Source organism: Pseudomonas quasicaspiana, from assembly GCF_021147825.1.
Classification (GTDB): domain Bacteria; phylum Pseudomonadota; class Gammaproteobacteria; order Pseudomonadales; family Pseudomonadaceae; genus Aquipseudomonas; species Aquipseudomonas quasicaspiana.
Genome location: NZ_JAGTPI010000036.1, coordinates 14,069 through 27,625 on the forward strand (window position 1 = coordinate 14,069; position 13,557 = coordinate 27,625).

Below are 13,557 nucleotides of genomic sequence, written 5' to 3' on the forward strand. Positions count from 1 at the left end.
GCAACCGAATGATATCGATCGGATGTTCGAGATTTATTCCGCCTGTTATCAGGATACCTGTCTGTTACGGTTCAAGCAGGACCTTGACGACAAAACCCACTGCGTCGTGCTGCGTGACGCCTGCGACACGATCATGGGCTTTTCGACGCTGAAACTGTTTGAAATGCACTGGGACAACCAGCCCGGCAGGTTCATTTTTTCCGGCGACACCATCATTACCCCTGAGCACTGGGGCAGCCAGCAGCTCGCGTTCGCCTGGTCCCGACTGATTGGCGATCTGTGGCGTCAGGCTCCCGACGTGCCCCTGTACTGGTTTCTGATCTGCAAAGGGCATCGGACTTATCGCTATCTGCGGGCGATGGTACTGGATTACGCCCCTCGTGCGGGGCATTTGACCGAACCTCATGTGCAGGCCTTGATGGATCACCTTGCGTATACGCGTTTTGGCGATGCCTACGACCCTGCCACCGGCCTGCTGTCCTTCAAGACACCGCAGGGACGGCTGACCGAAGAGCTTGCACAGGTGTCGGAAAATCATGCGAGGTTGCCGGACGTAGCCTACTTTCTGCAGAAAAATCCTGGTTATGCCAAGGGCGACGAGCTGGTTTGCCTGTGCCGCTTCACGCCTGAAAACCTGAGGCCGCTGGCGCGACGCCTGATCATGGCCGAGCAGCATTCGACGTGCTGATTCGTCAGGCGGGTCCGGCGGACAACTCGCAGCTTCTGGACTTTCAACAGCGTCACGCCATGCGCGGCAGCATGCCGCTGCGCTTTGATCGCAGTCCTGATTACTTTGCCCTGCATCACTGCCATTCCGCCGATCACCGGACCTGGGTTGCCCAAAGCCCGGAAGGCGAGCTGCGCGGCTCGGCCAGTCTGGTGGTACGCGATGGTTACCTGCAGGGCAGCGCTGAACCGGTCGCCTATCTGGGTGATTTACGGTTGATGCCTGACCGCAGGCTGTCCCGCTCATGGATGGCAGAAGTCCAGACGCGTCTCGCCGATCTGTCCCTGCAGACAGGCGTGCAGCAAGCGTACTGCTGCATCATTCGCGATAACCCGCTGGCCATTCAATCGCTGCTAGGACGACGGCGTGCCAACCCTCTGAAACTGGCCCACTGGCGTGGCTACAGCAATGTTTCGGTGTATGGCCAGCGTGGTTTGAGTAGCGCACCTCGCACGTGCGCCGGGATGCGAGTGATCCACGCCGAGCCGCGACATCTGGATGCACTGAGAGCGTTTCTCGACAGCGAGTCCTCCCGGCAATCGTTCGGCTGCGTGTTCAGCGATGCGGAATTCGAGCGCAGGCTCAGCCATTGGCCTGACTTCAGCATTGGCTCGTTTTTGCTGGCGGTCGACGAGCGCGATAACCTGCTCGGCTGTGTTGCGCCATGGGATGCAGGAAAGATAAAACGGATCGTTGTCGAGCAAATGCCCGTGGCCCAACAGTTGCTGCGCCTGGGCTTCAACGCGGTCGCACCGCTGGCCGGCCGACCGGGCATTGCCTCGCCGGGTAACGCCCTGCGAGATATCTACCTGACCCATCTACAGGTTCGACAGCGTGATCCCCACGTGTTTGCCGCTTTGCTGGATGCTGCCTGGGCGCAGGTGCGCAAAGATTATTCATTGATGCAGCTTTGCCTGTACGACCATGACCCCCTGTGGCCGGCGATGCGCCGTTATCGCAGTGTGTCCCTGCCGATGGACCTCTACACGGCTCCCTGCGGCAGCAATACCTCTGTTTTTACCGAGGCGTGTGCGACGGGTGTTCCGGGGTTCGAGATCTATCTGGTGTGATCGGTTCTGACCGGCAGGGTCTGGTGCAGGACTTCCAGCAACGTTCGCCAGAACCTTGCCGGATCAAACCCGGCGCCGCCCAGTATTGGCTGGCCATGATCCACATCCGGCAGGCAGATTTGCGGCAGGCCTGGTATTGCCAGGTCTTCCATATAGAACTGGCCATCATGCGCATGCCCCGGACGCAGGGCGTTCAGGCGTTGATGGTGTGTGTCGAAGCGTGAGCGCCGCACCGCAGACCAACTGACAACATGTACACAGTGCAGCGTGTCGGGCAGGGCGGACAGGATGTTGGCGACCTGCGGGTCGCGGTGGCTGCTGATGTCCCGTGTACCCTCGGCTAGCAGTGTGCTGTTGACCATCGCCTGACGAAACCTGTCCATGCGATAACCCGGGCCAGTGTCACGAGTGCTGTAGCCCAGCAAGTCGTCAATGATCGGCGAGGGGCCAACGGGCGGTTGCACCAGCGCGATGCCGTCACAGGCGTCGAGCAAGGCCGGGTTCTGGGTCAGCGTCGCCAGCGTATCCAGACTGCCTTTGCTGTGTGCCAGCACCACAAATCGCTGCCTGGGTCTGAGGCGTTTGCCGAGTACCGTTGCAATGTGTTCGCCCTGCGCAATGACCCCGCGCGAAGACCGCACCGGCATGCGCAGAACCTCGTAGCCCTCAGACTTCAGCGACCGCGCACAGGCCCGATTGCAATAGAGTATGAATTCCGAATAAAGCCCTGCGACCAGCACCACCAGTGTGTCCTTCGGCAGGGTGGACGGGGGCGTTCGCCAGCTTTTGAGGAACAGTTCGGTCCAGTCCAGTGCTGCAGGCGGGCGCACGAAGTCTGTAGCCGGGAAATGGCTTTGCCAGTCGTCAAAGCCCTCGGGTGTCCAGATCTTAGTCATGCGGATTGGCCCTGAACCCTGCGCTCAACGCCGCTCATCGAGCGCCTGGCGAGCGCTGTCGAGAAGCTCGCGGGTATCGATGCGGTTGGGGTGGAAGCCGGGCAAAAACCAGAACAGCCCGGCAGGCACGATGCGCGAAAGCAGGCCCGGATTGACGAACAGCCACCACTGCAAACGCAGCCATTCACGCCAGTTGCGGTGTTGTTTGTCGCCGTGCACCAAGTGATAGGTGAAGTATGCGAGATCGAAGGTGAAATACACCGACAGGCTGATCATCGCCACACAGCGAAGCAGGTAACGCCATACCGGGTTGCGCTCGACGGTACACAGCACGTCATAGGCAACTGCCTTGTGCTCGATCTCTTCCAGCGCATGCCAGCGCCACAGGCCGACCATTGTTGGGTCGGCATCCTTGAGGTATGCCGGGTTACGCAAAAGCTGATCGGAAAGTATCGCGGTGATGTGTTCAAGGCTGGCGGTCAGTGCCAGCCGGAAGCTGGCCGGTAGCCGCTCGCTTTCCTTTCTACGCCGCAGCAGCATGCGTTCCAGCTTTTCGACCGGCGCGCCTTGTGCGCCAAGCCGCTGGTTGTAGGCGCGGTGCTCGCGCATGTGTGAGGCTTCCTGATAGATGAAGTCGTCGACGGCCTTGTCGAGCGCGCTGCCCTTGGCGAGCTTGTGGCGAAAATGCACCACGCTTTCGATGAAGATTCTTTCCCCCTGAGGGAACATGAACGACAGGCAGTCGAAAAAGCGCGTGGTGTGCGCCCGACCTGCGTGCCAGTAACGGGGGATGCTGTCATCGAAGGTAAAGCGTATCGAGCGGTAAGCGATAACCTGCGGGGAGAGCTGTGCCGCCGAGCGTCGTGAGAGGATGCGTTTGAACAGCGACATGGTGCCCGGCTTACTGTGATGATCAGGGCGTACAGTGTGCCAGAGTCCGGCAGGCTTGAAACTGCCGAATAAACTTCCGCATGCGCAGGCAGGTATACTCTGCATTTTTACATGTGGTTACTTTATGCGCACTTATAAGGATATTTTGCCAGCACGCCGTTTCGACACGGCAAATCTGGCGGTGCTGGCCCTCCAGACGCTGCTCTGGGGCGGGACCCTCACATGGCTGTCACACACCGACGCAGGTGCGTGGAAATGGCTGATCCTGATTCCGTTCTGTCTGGTCATGCAAGGCGTATTCTCGATGATGCATGAGGCGTTTCACAGTCTCGCGCACAGCAACAAGACCACCAATTACCTGATGATGTGCTGGGCTTCCACCCTGTTTGGCGCCTCCGCGACGCTGATCCACATCAATCACCTCGGGCATCACTCGCGAAACCGTACGCGTGCTGAGCTGGCGGACTTCGCCATGCCGGATGAATCGCTACTGCGCAAACGCCTGGAATACTATTTTGCAGTGCTCGGCGGTATCTGGCTGGCGGCATTCATCGGCAGCCTGCTGCTGCCTTTGCTGCCCGCCCGCGTGGCTGATCGCTGGTCGCAAAGTGGTGAGGTCAACACTTATGCAGCGGCGTTCAAAGACTTCTCAATCAACGACTTTCGGCGTATCCGCAAGGAAGTTATCGCAGGCATTATCGTGTGGCTGGCGTGCGCGTATCTGCTTGGCTGGACCTGGGAAGTGGTGCTGATTACCTACATCGCGTTTGGTTTTTCCTGGTCGTCACTGCAGTGGGTCTACCACATGCGTACCCCGATAGATGTCGTCGAAGGTGCCTACAACATGCGTGCGCCGCGTTTGGTTCGCTGGGCATTCCTCAACTTCAATTACAACCTGACTCACCACCGTCATTCGCAGATGCACTGGCAGCACATGCATGCGGCATCGAACCTCAAGGAAACCCGGCCACTGTGGTTCGGCTGGCTCCAGGTGTTCACGCCGCCGCAGCGATTGCCCGATGACCTGTCCAGTCTCGACAAGACCTATTTTTGATGCAGACCGATGGCGACGTAAAGAGAGCGCTGTGGCACTCATTCATTGACAGTACGCACGTCGCGCTTGACCAGTGGCAGATGCAGTGCGAGCAACCGGAACAGGCTCAGGAACGTTTGTTGCTGGGCATGTTGTCGGCCAATCGCGATTGTGCGTTTGGTCGTGCCCATGACTTTGCCGGGATTCGCAACGCCAGCGACTTTCGCGACAAGGTGCCGCCATTCACTTACGCGCAACTGCAGCCCTGGGTCGAACAGGCACAGCACGACAGCGACGCGGTGCTGACTACCAGCCCGCCGTTGTTTTTCGAGCGCAGCAGCGGCAATAGCGCGCTGCAGAAACACATCCCCTACACGCGGGAATTTCTTGCCCAGTTGCAGGGTTCGTTGACGGTCTGGCTGGCTGACATGTACCGCCAGGTTCCGGAAATCAGCCACGGCAGCGGCTATTGGTCAATGTCGCCGCCCTTGCAGCAATCTGCGATAAGCGCCAATGGCATACCGATTGGCAGTGTCAGCGATCTGCAATACCTGCAAGGCAGTGCAATTGCCGGGCTGGCGGGCACTCTGCTGATCCCCGACATGGCTCATGACGTTGTGCACTGGCGCAGGCAAACGCTGCTTGCCCTGGTTGCCGATGCCGACCTGAGCATTATCAGCGTGTGGAGCCCGACGTTTCTGAGCAGCCTGCTACAACCTTTGCTCGACACCGAAAACCCCGAAAGCCGGCAGACCTGTGACTGGCTCGAAGCAATGCTGCCAGCGCCGCGCAAACAAGCCTTGCGCCATGCCCGTGCTCAAGGAGTATTCACTGAGCTATGGCCGCGTCTGGCAGCGGTCAGTTGCTGGATGGACGGGCCTAGTCGTGGGTACGCGGCGCAACTGGCGACGCGTTTTCCTCAGGCACGCTGGTTGCCAAAAGGCCTGTTCGCCACCGAAGGCGTGGTCAGTGTGCCGTTTGGCGAAGGGGCGGGCTGCCCGCTGGCGATTGGCAGTCATTATCTGGAATTCGTCGGTGACGACGGTCTGCCGAAAGGCGCTCACTCGCTACGCATGGGCGAAACCGCGCAAGTGTTGCTGACCACCGGGGCGGGTCTTTACCGGTATGCCTTGGGTGATCGGGTACGCGTGGTCGGCAAACAGGGCGATACGCCGCGGGTAGAGTTTGTCGGGCGCAGCGCAAGTGCCTGCGATCTGGTGGGTGAGAAACTGGATGAACAGCTTGTCGAGGGTGTTCTGGCGCAGTGCATCGACAGTGCAGACAGCGCATGCCTGATTCCTGACTCCAGAAACACACCGCCGCATTATGTAGCCCTTGTGTCGACATCATCGGCGATACCCTGCGAGGTATTGGCAAACGACATCGACACAGCGTTGCAAAGCTCCTTTCACTATGGTCATGCGCGCACGCTGGGTCAGTTGGGACCGGTACGTGTGCGTCTGGTGAGTGGCGGCGCGCAACAACTCGCAGCGTTGCTGCAACGCGCGGCGGAGGCAACCGGCATTCGTGCGGGCGACGTCAAACCGCGCGCTTTGATCAGTCGACTGGACACGGCCAATGCCCTCCTTGCAATCACGGAAGAACCTGAATGCCCGCACGTTTGAGCAGCGACATCGACACGCCTGACACCGAGACACGTGGCGATGGCACGCGCGAGCAATGGTATGTGGCGTGCACGCAAAAGCAATTGCGCAACGGCAAACCTTACCGTGCGACGATTCTCGGCCTGAACATCGTCCTGTTTCGCCAGCGCAGCGGAAAGGCGGCGGCGCTGCTCGACCAGTGCGTGCACCGAGGTACCCGGCTGTCGGCCGGTAAAATCACCGATGACTGCCTGGTGTGCCCGTATCACGGCTGGCGCTACGACGCGACCGGGCACGTGGTGCATATTCCCAGCGTGGATGCCGAGCAGGGCGAACCGAAGTCGCCCGGTTATCGCTACAGGCAGCGCCATTTTTCGGTGTGCGAGCAGGATGGGCTGGTCTGGGTGTACACCGGTACGGGCGATGCTCGCGACACACCGATTTTCCGGCTTCCCGCCTATGGCGAGCGTCCGTGGCAATCCTATTTCATGATCAACACCTTTGACGCCGATGTAGGCAGTCTGGTGCAGAACTTTCTGGATGTGCCGCACACGGTGTTCGTTCATGAAGGTATTTTTCGGTCGAGCAGCGGTCGCGCAATGGAGGCGACGCTGGCTTGCAAGGCGCAGAGCATCGAGGTCGTCTATCACGATGAGGTCGACGAGATCGGCCTGATGCAATGGCTGACCAACCCGGACGCTGAGCCGCTGGTACACACGGATCGCTTCCTGGCGCCGAATGTGACCTTTTGTGACTACTTGTGGGGCGCACGCTCAGGCTTTCTGATCGTCAGCCAGATCACCCCGGTCAATGATCGCCAGTCACGCGTCTATACCTACATCGCCTACCGTTTTCCGATGCCGCGCTGGGTGTTGCGAATACTGCGTCCGTTCATTCATCTGTACACGCACATCGTGATTCAGCAGGACGTCAAAATCATTCGCGCACACCGCGAGGGTCTCGACAACGTGCCCAACTTCAAACCGTGCAATGTGCCTGCCGATGCCATCCATGTGGGCGTCGAACAGTTGCTCGCAGCGGTTCGACGCGGCGAGACGCTGCCGGAAGCGCAGCGTCGCGAGCGGCGGATCCGATTCGAACTTTGACAGCCTGGTGTTTCAACCGGCTTAGAGCTTCGGCTGAACTGAACTCGCCAGTTGCGTCGGTGACAGGCAGCACAACAGCGCACGAATGTGATGACTGAAGGCGCGCTGTTCGATTTGGAATGCTCTGCAAATTGATGTGCTGGTGAAGGGTCGGTCGCAAGGGTTTGCTTGATTCCCAGGCTGGGTACTGAGCAGTTAACCTAAGCACCTTTCGTTCTGCAAAGCGCTCAACATGGCCATCAACCTGTTAACCGAATCCATGCTCGGACACTGGCGCGCTCCGTCGGGCGTCTGGTTATGCGAGTTCCAGTTCGGGAGCCGATTGATCTACGTCGAGCACCGCAATGGCGAGTCGCCTGACCGTCGGCTTGCCGCAGCTCAGCGCCTCGTTAATGCTGCATGGGAGGATTTGCCGCAAGCGCTGATGTTTGCCGAAAAGCAGTGCGAGGGCTGCGTCAGCGTGATGAGTCCGCGCAATCTGTTGTTCTTTGCCTCTGTTAGACTGCCACCCTTTACACGCAGAGTGGCATCCAATGAGCGCAAAGGTTCGTTTGACCCAATACAGCCACGGCGCCGGCTGCGGTTGCAAGATATCGCCTCAAGTGCTTGAGGTGATCCTCGCTGGCAGCGGCGCACAAAATCTCGATCCAAAGCTTTGGGTGGGTAATGCGTCGCGTGACGATGCGGCGGTCTACGCCATTGATGACGAGCGCGGAGTCGTCTCAACTACCGATTTCTTCATGCCTATCGTCGACGACCCCTACGATTTCGGCCGTATTGCCGCGACTAACGCTATCAGCGATATCTATGCCATGGGTGGAGATCCAATCATGGCCATCGCCATTCTCGGCTGGCCGGTCAACGTGCTTGCTCCCGAAATCGCTCGTGAAGTGATTCGCGGTGGCCGTGCAGTTTGTGATGCTGCGGGCATCCCGCTCGCCGGTGGACACTCCATTGATGCGCCAGAACCAATCTTTGGCCTGGCGGTGACGGGGCTGGTCGAAAAGCGTTTCATGAAACGTAACGACACTGCCACCCTGGGCTGTACGCTTTATCTGACCAAACCATTGGGGATCGGTGTGCTAACCACCGCCGAGAAACAAGGCCTGCTGCGGGACGCCGACATTGGCGTGGCGCGGGACCAGATGTGCACGCTCAACACGATCGGCAGCCGCTTCGGCAAGCTTGCCGGGGTCACCGCGATGACCGATGTCACCGGTTTCGGCCTGCTGGGTCATTTGGTGGAAATGGCTGACGGTAGCCGCTTGACGGCACGTATCGAGGCCAGCGCCGTGCCGCGCCTGGCCAGTGTTGATTATTACCTTGAGCAAGGGTGCGTACCGGGAGGCACGCTGCGCAACTTTGACAGTTACGGGGGCCGCATCGGCAAATTGACCGAATGGCAGAAACATCTGCTCTGCGACCCGCAAACAAGTGGCGGCCTCCTTGTAGCCGTAGCGCCAGAGGGGCAAACGCAGTTTCTGCAGACCGCCACCGATCTGGGACTGAGTTTGCGCCCCATAGGCACGCTGATCGAGCGCCAGGCTAACGCCGTTGAGGTGTTCTGATGCGCGAGAACAGCGCCGACTTGCGCCATATTTTTTTAAACGATATCCCGCTGATGGACGTCCGCGCGCCCGTGGAGTTTGCGAAAGGGGCCTTTGGGCAGTCCGTTAACCTGCCGCTGATGAACGATGCCGAGCGTGAGGCCGTCGGCACGGCCTATAAACAACAGGGACAGCAGGCCGCCATCGAGTTGGGGCATCAGTTGGTGTCCGGGGCTACCAAAGAAGCACGTATTGAAGGCTGGGCTGAGTTCGTCCGCTGTCAGCCGGAAGGCTATCTGTATTGCTTTCGCGGTGGCCTGCGGTCGCAGATCACCCAGCAGTGGCTGAAAGACATCGCCGGTATCCCTTACCCGCGTGTGTCAGGCGGTTACAAGGCAATGCGCACCTTCCTTATCGACACCATCGAGTGCGCCGTTCAGGAGTGTGACATGGTCGTGGTCGGGGGCTTGACCGGGTCCGGCAAGACTGAAGTGCTGGCGGGGTTGAGTAACGCCCTCGACCTCGAAGGCCACGCGAACCATCGCGGCTCCAGCTTCGGCAAACGTGTCAGTGCTCAGCCCGGGCAGATCGACTTTGAAAATGCCCTGGCTGTGGACATCCTGAAGAAACGCCATCGCGGTGCCGAACATTTCGTACTCGAGGACGAAGGTCGCGCTATTGGCAGCCGTGCAGTGCCTCTTTCGCTGTTTCGGCAGATGCAAGCCGCGCCTCTGGTGTGGCTGCAAGACAGCGTCGAGAGTCGGGTTGAACGGATCCTCAAGGATTACGTTATCGACCTGTGCGCAGATTTTGTCGCTGTCCATGGCGCGGAGGAAGGATTCAATGCGTTCGCCGAACGCCTGCGCCAGAGTCTGGCCAGCAACCTCAGGCGCCTTGGGGGAGAGCGCTACAATCGCCTGGCGGTGATTATGGATAGCGCCCTGCAGATGCAGCAGGCAACGGGGCTGGTGGACGCTCATCGGCAATGGATCGAGCAATTGCTCACCGAGTACTATGACCCGATGTACGCCTACCAGCGTGACAGCAAGTCCGGGCGTATCGAGTTTGCCGGTGATCAGGCCGCCGTCAGGGATTATTTACTGCAGCGCCGCCACGCGTGAACCCAGCGGCGCCTGCGCCTTTCTAGAAGACCAGCGCCGCGATGACGCCGCTGATAATGCCCACCAGCATGGTCAGCAATGCGACGGCCACCAGCACCCGACGATCAAAGGATTTGCGCAGCATCAATAGCGACGGCAGGCTGACGCTCGGCAGCGTCATCAATAGCGCTACTGCTGGAGCTGTACCCAAGCCGACCCCCATGAGGGCCTGCACGATAGGAATTTCTGCCGCGGTGGGGATCACAAACAAAGTGCCCACGACAGCAAGTGGCACCAGCCATAGCCAGCTATCGGTCATTGCTCCATCAACGTGAGGGAATAACCATACCCGTGCCGCTCCGAGGATCAGCACCGCCAGCACGTAGATCGGGATGGTGGTCCAGAACAACTGCCACATCGTGCGTAACCACTGCACCGGGAGACTGCGGGTATCTGCGGCAGTGGCCACCTCAACAGCATCCACAGCCGCTTTCGGCAGCGCCTCTGGTCGCGACATGTGCTGGGCGAGTAAAGACGCACCGAGCACAAGTCCAACGCCTGCCACCAGGCGCAGGGCGGTGAACTGCCAGCCGAGTACGAAGCCCATGAAGATCAAGGTAGCGGGGTTAAGTACCGGGTTAGCAATCCAGAACGCCAACGCCGCACCCTCCGACACGTTCTGTCGCCGTAGCCCGGCCGCCACGGGGGCCGCGCAGCAGCTGCACATCATGCCCGGCAGAGCGAACAAGCTCCCCCGCAGCGTAGAGCCCAAGCCCGCTTTTCCAAACGCGCGCAGCAACCAGTCGCGGGGAATAAGCACTTGTACCAACGAGCCAAGGATGATCGCCAGAACGGCAGCCTTCCAGATCGCCAGAAAATACACTTGGGCATAAGTCAGCGCAGCCAACAACGGCGACGTCAGATTATCGTTGAGGATCGAGCCGCCAATGCTATGGGTATCGGCGGCGATGAACGACTTGAGGTAATAAGGTGACCACTTGACGTAGTACAGGCCGATGACGGCCACCAGCAGAAACACCGCCGGTTTGCACCAAAATGCCCAGGAGCGCGTTGTGGAGGGTGGGGACTGGCTAATCATTATGAAATCCGTGCGTAAGCGAACGTCTATGATACGTCAACGCTGGCTGTCAGTTGGCAACAATGACTGCGCGCCAGGAGAGCAGCGAGTGGCCAGGAGTATGTAATCGCTGCTAACTAATACTCTCACTTACGACCAATGGAGGGTTGAGGCATGTACACGCTTTTCGGAGTAGAGGGTTCTGGTTCCGCAGCTATCGAGATAGCACTGAAATATTGCGGCGCCGACTACCGGTTGGTGGCAGCCAGTTCCTGGGAGGAGGGCAGTGGCAGGGATGAGCTGCGACGGATTAATCCGCTACTGCAAGTGCCCACTCTGGTTTTACCCGATGACACTGTGCTGACTGAAAGCGCGGCGATATTGACCTGTCTCGGACTGGAGTTTCCTGCCTCAGGGTTGCTGTCCCTGAACCCGTCTGAACGAGCTATACAACTCCGCGGTTTGGTGTACATCGCATCCAACTGTTACGCAGCCATCGGCATCATCGATTACCCGGAGCGCTGGTTGCCTGAAGGGAACCCGGATCAGTTGCAGCAACTGGTTAACGGCGCAAAGTCCCGGTTGTACGGACACTGGGAGACGTTTAGCGATGTATTTGGGGGCACGGCGGCGTGGCGCCCTGACAAGCCCAAGCCAGGTGCTGTCGAGATCCTGGCTTGCGTTGTGACGCGGTGGGCCGGTACCCGTGAACATCTGCGGCTATTACGGCCGACCTTTCATGCCTCGCTATTGGATATTGATTGTCATGTAGCAACTGCGTTGGCTTGATACCACAGGTGTGATCGGCTTTGTGGGAGCCGAGCTTGCTCGCGATGCTGGCAACACAGTGGTCAGACGGGTCGCGTTCAGCCCTATCGCGAGCAAGCTCAGCTCCCACAGGTTCTGCGCAATTCCAGGGTTGATATGCGCTGCATTGCTCGCCAGAATCGCGCCCCTGTCCGGTGATTGGTGCTGGATGTCAGCGGTGAAAGGGGCTGCAGTTGAACGAACAGACATTGTCCAGGCGCCTGGAGCGCGTCGCGGCGCATGTGCCTGCGGGGGCGCGACTGGCCGATATCGGCTCGGATCACGGTTACCTGCCGGTCGCCTTGATGCGCCGCGGATCTATTGCGGCGGCAGTGGCGGGGGAGGTGGCATTGACTCCGTTCCGCGCGGCCGAACGCACGGTTCGTGAGAACGATCTGGACCAATTGATCACCGTACGCATGGCCAATGGTCTGGCTGCGATCCAGCCGGAAGACGGGATTACGGCCATCAGCATCTGCGGCATGGGCGGCGAGACGATCCGCGACATTCTTGAAGAAGGCAAAGCCTATTTGACTGGCGAAGAGCGTCTGATCCTGCAGCCCAACGGCGGCGAGCGGCCGCTGCGCCAGTGGCTGATGGAAAACGGTTATTGCATCCTTAGTGAGGAAGTACTGCGGGAAAACCGGTTCGACTACGAAGTCATCGTTGCCGAGCGCGCTGGGCCTGTGGTCTACACCGCCGAGGAACTTTACTTCGGCCCGCTACAGATGAAGGCTCGCAGCCCGGCTTTTCTGCTCAAGTGGCGCCGCATGCTGCGTCATAAGCAGCAAACCTTGAACCACTTTGCCCGGGCTCGGCAGGCGCTGCCAGAGGAAAAGCTGGAAGAAGCTGAGCGGCAGGTTCGCTGGATAAGCGAATTGCTGGCTGTGACTGGAGCATGACGCAGTGAGCGCTGGTTTATCTGGAAGGCGTTCTTGAAACTTTCCTTGGCCGAGACGTCACCAGACAGCTTTCAATCAGTGCCCACCCTCTAAAGATCTCCGGACAATTGCCTGAAGCATACGTCGACGAATCATGCCGCTCACTGGCCGTATTGCGTACCAATACGGCGTGAAACGTTTGAGCGCCTGACGATCCAGGCAATGCACCCGCGTTTGAGTGGTTATCCGGGTTAGCCCTGACTCCAGGTGCTGGCAAGTAAAACTGAGCGCAAGTTTGACGCTCCCCGCCTCACAAAAACGTTGAAAGGCTTCTGCATCGGCCACAGGAGCCTGACCGAAGTCAGCCTGCCAGAACTTTCCTGCCAGTCCGTAGACGACTTCGGTGTCGCCATCGCGATGCAGCAGGGTGAAGTTGTCCATCCCGAAACTCGCTTTAGCGCTTGATGCCGAGCGCTGAAACAACCGCATGGGTAGCTCGCGTAACTGAATGGCGTAGCGAAAAAACCGGTCATTTTCAGGTCGATAGTTAACGGCCTCAGCCATTAACCGGGCCGGACTGACTGAGCTTTCCAGCGAGTGGGTTTCACTGAACTGGTAGTCAGGCAGGTAACGATCAATAAGATGCATCCGTACTCCTCATTGCAGGATCGTGTCGACCGGGCAGGGTGATAGATCAGGCATTTTTCCAAGTGTGCGTCTGGATTTTCCTGCCTCCCTGCAGTATTGCGCAATCACGATTTGTTCCAGTGATCCCGGTTGACTTCTGGTGGGTTAAAAGCTTCGGTTCAGGCTTGCC

Annotated in this window: 13 protein-coding genes; 9 read left to right on the forward strand and 4 right to left on the reverse strand. The window is 59.2% G+C overall.

Features of this window, described 5'->3' with window-relative positions; all coding sequences use genetic code 11:
* The first annotated feature begins 22 nt into the window (after positions 1–22).
* The gene (locus KDX30_RS19215; RefSeq protein ID WP_164706152.1) at positions 23–688 is read left to right on the forward strand and encodes a hypothetical protein; all 666 of its coding nucleotides are present in this window, start codon (positions 23–25) and stop codon (positions 686–688) included.
* Positions 682–1,797, forward strand: a complete 1,116-nt coding sequence (locus KDX30_RS19220; RefSeq protein ID WP_231677216.1) for a hypothetical protein — start codon at positions 682–684, stop codon at positions 1,795–1,797. Before KDX30_RS19215 ends, KDX30_RS19220 begins: the two co-directional genes overlap by 7 nt.
* On the opposite strand, the gene KDX30_RS19225 is transcribed toward KDX30_RS19220, so the two are convergent.
* Together KDX30_RS19225 and KDX30_RS19230 are read right to left on the reverse strand one after the other, a co-directional pair.
* Positions 1,785–2,693: a hypothetical protein gene (locus KDX30_RS19225; RefSeq protein WP_231677217.1), complete on the reverse strand. Its 909-nt coding sequence runs from the start codon at positions 2,691–2,693 to the stop codon at positions 1,785–1,787. The two genes, KDX30_RS19220 and KDX30_RS19225, sit on opposite strands and share 13 nt — an antisense overlap.
* Positions 2,694–2,717: 24 nt before the next feature.
* On the reverse strand, positions 2,718–3,584 hold the full coding sequence (locus KDX30_RS19230; protein WP_231677218.1) for a metal-dependent hydrolase: 867 nt from the start codon (positions 3,582–3,584) through the stop codon (positions 2,718–2,720).
* 124 nt (positions 3,585–3,708) lie between these two features.
* Between KDX30_RS19230 and KDX30_RS19235 the strand changes: the two genes are divergently transcribed.
* The 5 genes from KDX30_RS19235 to mnmH all read left to right on the forward strand — a co-directional run bounded on the left by KDX30_RS19235 (position 3,709) and on the right by mnmH (position 9,995).
* Positions 3,709–4,638: a fatty acid desaturase family protein gene (locus KDX30_RS19235; protein WP_122395828.1), complete on the forward strand. Its 930-nt coding sequence runs from the start codon at positions 3,709–3,711 to the stop codon at positions 4,636–4,638.
* Positions 4,638–6,242, forward strand: coding sequence for a GH3 family domain-containing protein (locus KDX30_RS19240; RefSeq protein ID WP_231677239.1), 1,605 nt, complete (start codon positions 4,638–4,640; stop codon positions 6,240–6,242). The genes KDX30_RS19235 and KDX30_RS19240 overlap by 1 nt, the downstream gene beginning before the upstream one ends.
* The gene (locus KDX30_RS19245; protein ID WP_231677219.1) at positions 6,227–7,327 is read left to right on the forward strand and encodes an aromatic ring-hydroxylating oxygenase subunit alpha; all 1,101 of its coding nucleotides are present in this window, start codon (positions 6,227–6,229) and stop codon (positions 7,325–7,327) included. The genes KDX30_RS19240 and KDX30_RS19245 overlap by 16 nt, the downstream gene beginning before the upstream one ends.
* Positions 7,328–7,860: 533 nt before the next feature.
* Positions 7,861–8,895 (forward strand): selenide, water dikinase SelD, encoded by a 1,035-nt coding sequence (gene selD / locus KDX30_RS19250; protein WP_099269760.1) that lies wholly within the window; start codon positions 7,861–7,863, stop codon positions 8,893–8,895.
* Complete coding sequence (gene mnmH, locus KDX30_RS19255) at positions 8,895–9,995, forward strand: tRNA 2-selenouridine(34) synthase MnmH (RefSeq protein ID WP_027899294.1); 1,101 nt, start codon at positions 8,895–8,897, stop codon at positions 9,993–9,995. The genes selD and mnmH overlap by 1 nt, the downstream gene beginning before the upstream one ends.
* Before the next feature lie 22 nt (positions 9,996–10,017).
* On the opposite strand, the gene KDX30_RS19260 is transcribed toward mnmH, so the two are convergent.
* A complete protein-coding gene (locus KDX30_RS19260; RefSeq protein WP_231677220.1) occupies positions 10,018–11,073 on the reverse strand; it encodes a permease in 1,056 nt (351 codons plus the stop codon).
* A 153-nt stretch (positions 11,074–11,226) separates the two neighbouring features.
* On the opposite strand from KDX30_RS19260, the gene KDX30_RS19265 reads away from it, so the two are divergent.
* Together KDX30_RS19265 and KDX30_RS19270 are read left to right on the forward strand one after the other, a co-directional pair.
* Positions 11,227–11,841, forward strand: a complete 615-nt coding sequence (locus KDX30_RS19265) for a glutathione S-transferase family protein (protein ID WP_231677221.1) — start codon at positions 11,227–11,229, stop codon at positions 11,839–11,841.
* 212 nt (positions 11,842–12,053) lie between these two features.
* Complete coding sequence (locus KDX30_RS19270) at positions 12,054–12,761, forward strand: tRNA (adenine(22)-N(1))-methyltransferase (RefSeq protein WP_231677222.1); 708 nt, start codon at positions 12,054–12,056, stop codon at positions 12,759–12,761.
* Positions 12,762–12,836: 75 nt separating this feature from the next.
* On the opposite strand, the gene KDX30_RS19275 is transcribed toward KDX30_RS19270, so the two are convergent.
* Positions 12,837–13,388, reverse strand: a complete 552-nt coding sequence (locus KDX30_RS19275; RefSeq protein WP_099269764.1) for a hypothetical protein — start codon at positions 13,386–13,388, stop codon at positions 12,837–12,839.
* Positions 13,389–13,557: the final 169 nt, after the last annotated feature.

What these genes read in the sequence shown, in the direction of transcription:
- KDX30_RS19215 (WP_164706152.1), top strand. Translation starts at nt 23, where the DNA reads ATGTTCGAGATTTATTCCGCCTGTTATCAGGATACCTGTCTGTTACGG.
- KDX30_RS19225 (WP_231677217.1), bottom strand. Translation starts at nt 2,693, where the DNA reads ATGACTAAGATCTGGACACCCGAGGGCTTTGACGACTGGCAAAGCCAT.
- KDX30_RS19230 (WP_231677218.1), bottom strand. Translation starts at nt 3,584, where the DNA reads ATGTCGCTGTTCAAACGCATCCTCTCACGACGCTCGGCGGCACAGCTC.
- KDX30_RS19235 (WP_122395828.1), top strand. Translation starts at nt 3,709, where the DNA reads ATGCGCACTTATAAGGATATTTTGCCAGCACGCCGTTTCGACACGGCA.
- KDX30_RS19240 (WP_231677239.1), top strand. Translation starts at nt 4,638, where the DNA reads ATGCAGACCGATGGCGACGTAAAGAGAGCGCTGTGGCACTCATTCATT.
- KDX30_RS19245 (WP_231677219.1), top strand. Translation starts at nt 6,227, where the DNA reads ATGCCCGCACGTTTGAGCAGCGACATCGACACGCCTGACACCGAGACA.
- selD (WP_099269760.1), top strand. Translation starts at nt 7,861, where the DNA reads ATGAGCGCAAAGGTTCGTTTGACCCAATACAGCCACGGCGCCGGCTGC.
- mnmH (WP_027899294.1), top strand. Translation starts at nt 8,895, where the DNA reads ATGCGCGAGAACAGCGCCGACTTGCGCCATATTTTTTTAAACGATATC.
- KDX30_RS19260 (WP_231677220.1), bottom strand. Translation starts at nt 11,073, where the DNA reads ATGATTAGCCAGTCCCCACCCTCCACAACGCGCTCCTGGGCATTTTGG.
- KDX30_RS19265 (WP_231677221.1), top strand. Translation starts at nt 11,227, where the DNA reads ATGTACACGCTTTTCGGAGTAGAGGGTTCTGGTTCCGCAGCTATCGAG.
- KDX30_RS19275 (WP_099269764.1), bottom strand. Translation starts at nt 13,388, where the DNA reads ATGCATCTTATTGATCGTTACCTGCCTGACTACCAGTTCAGTGAAACC.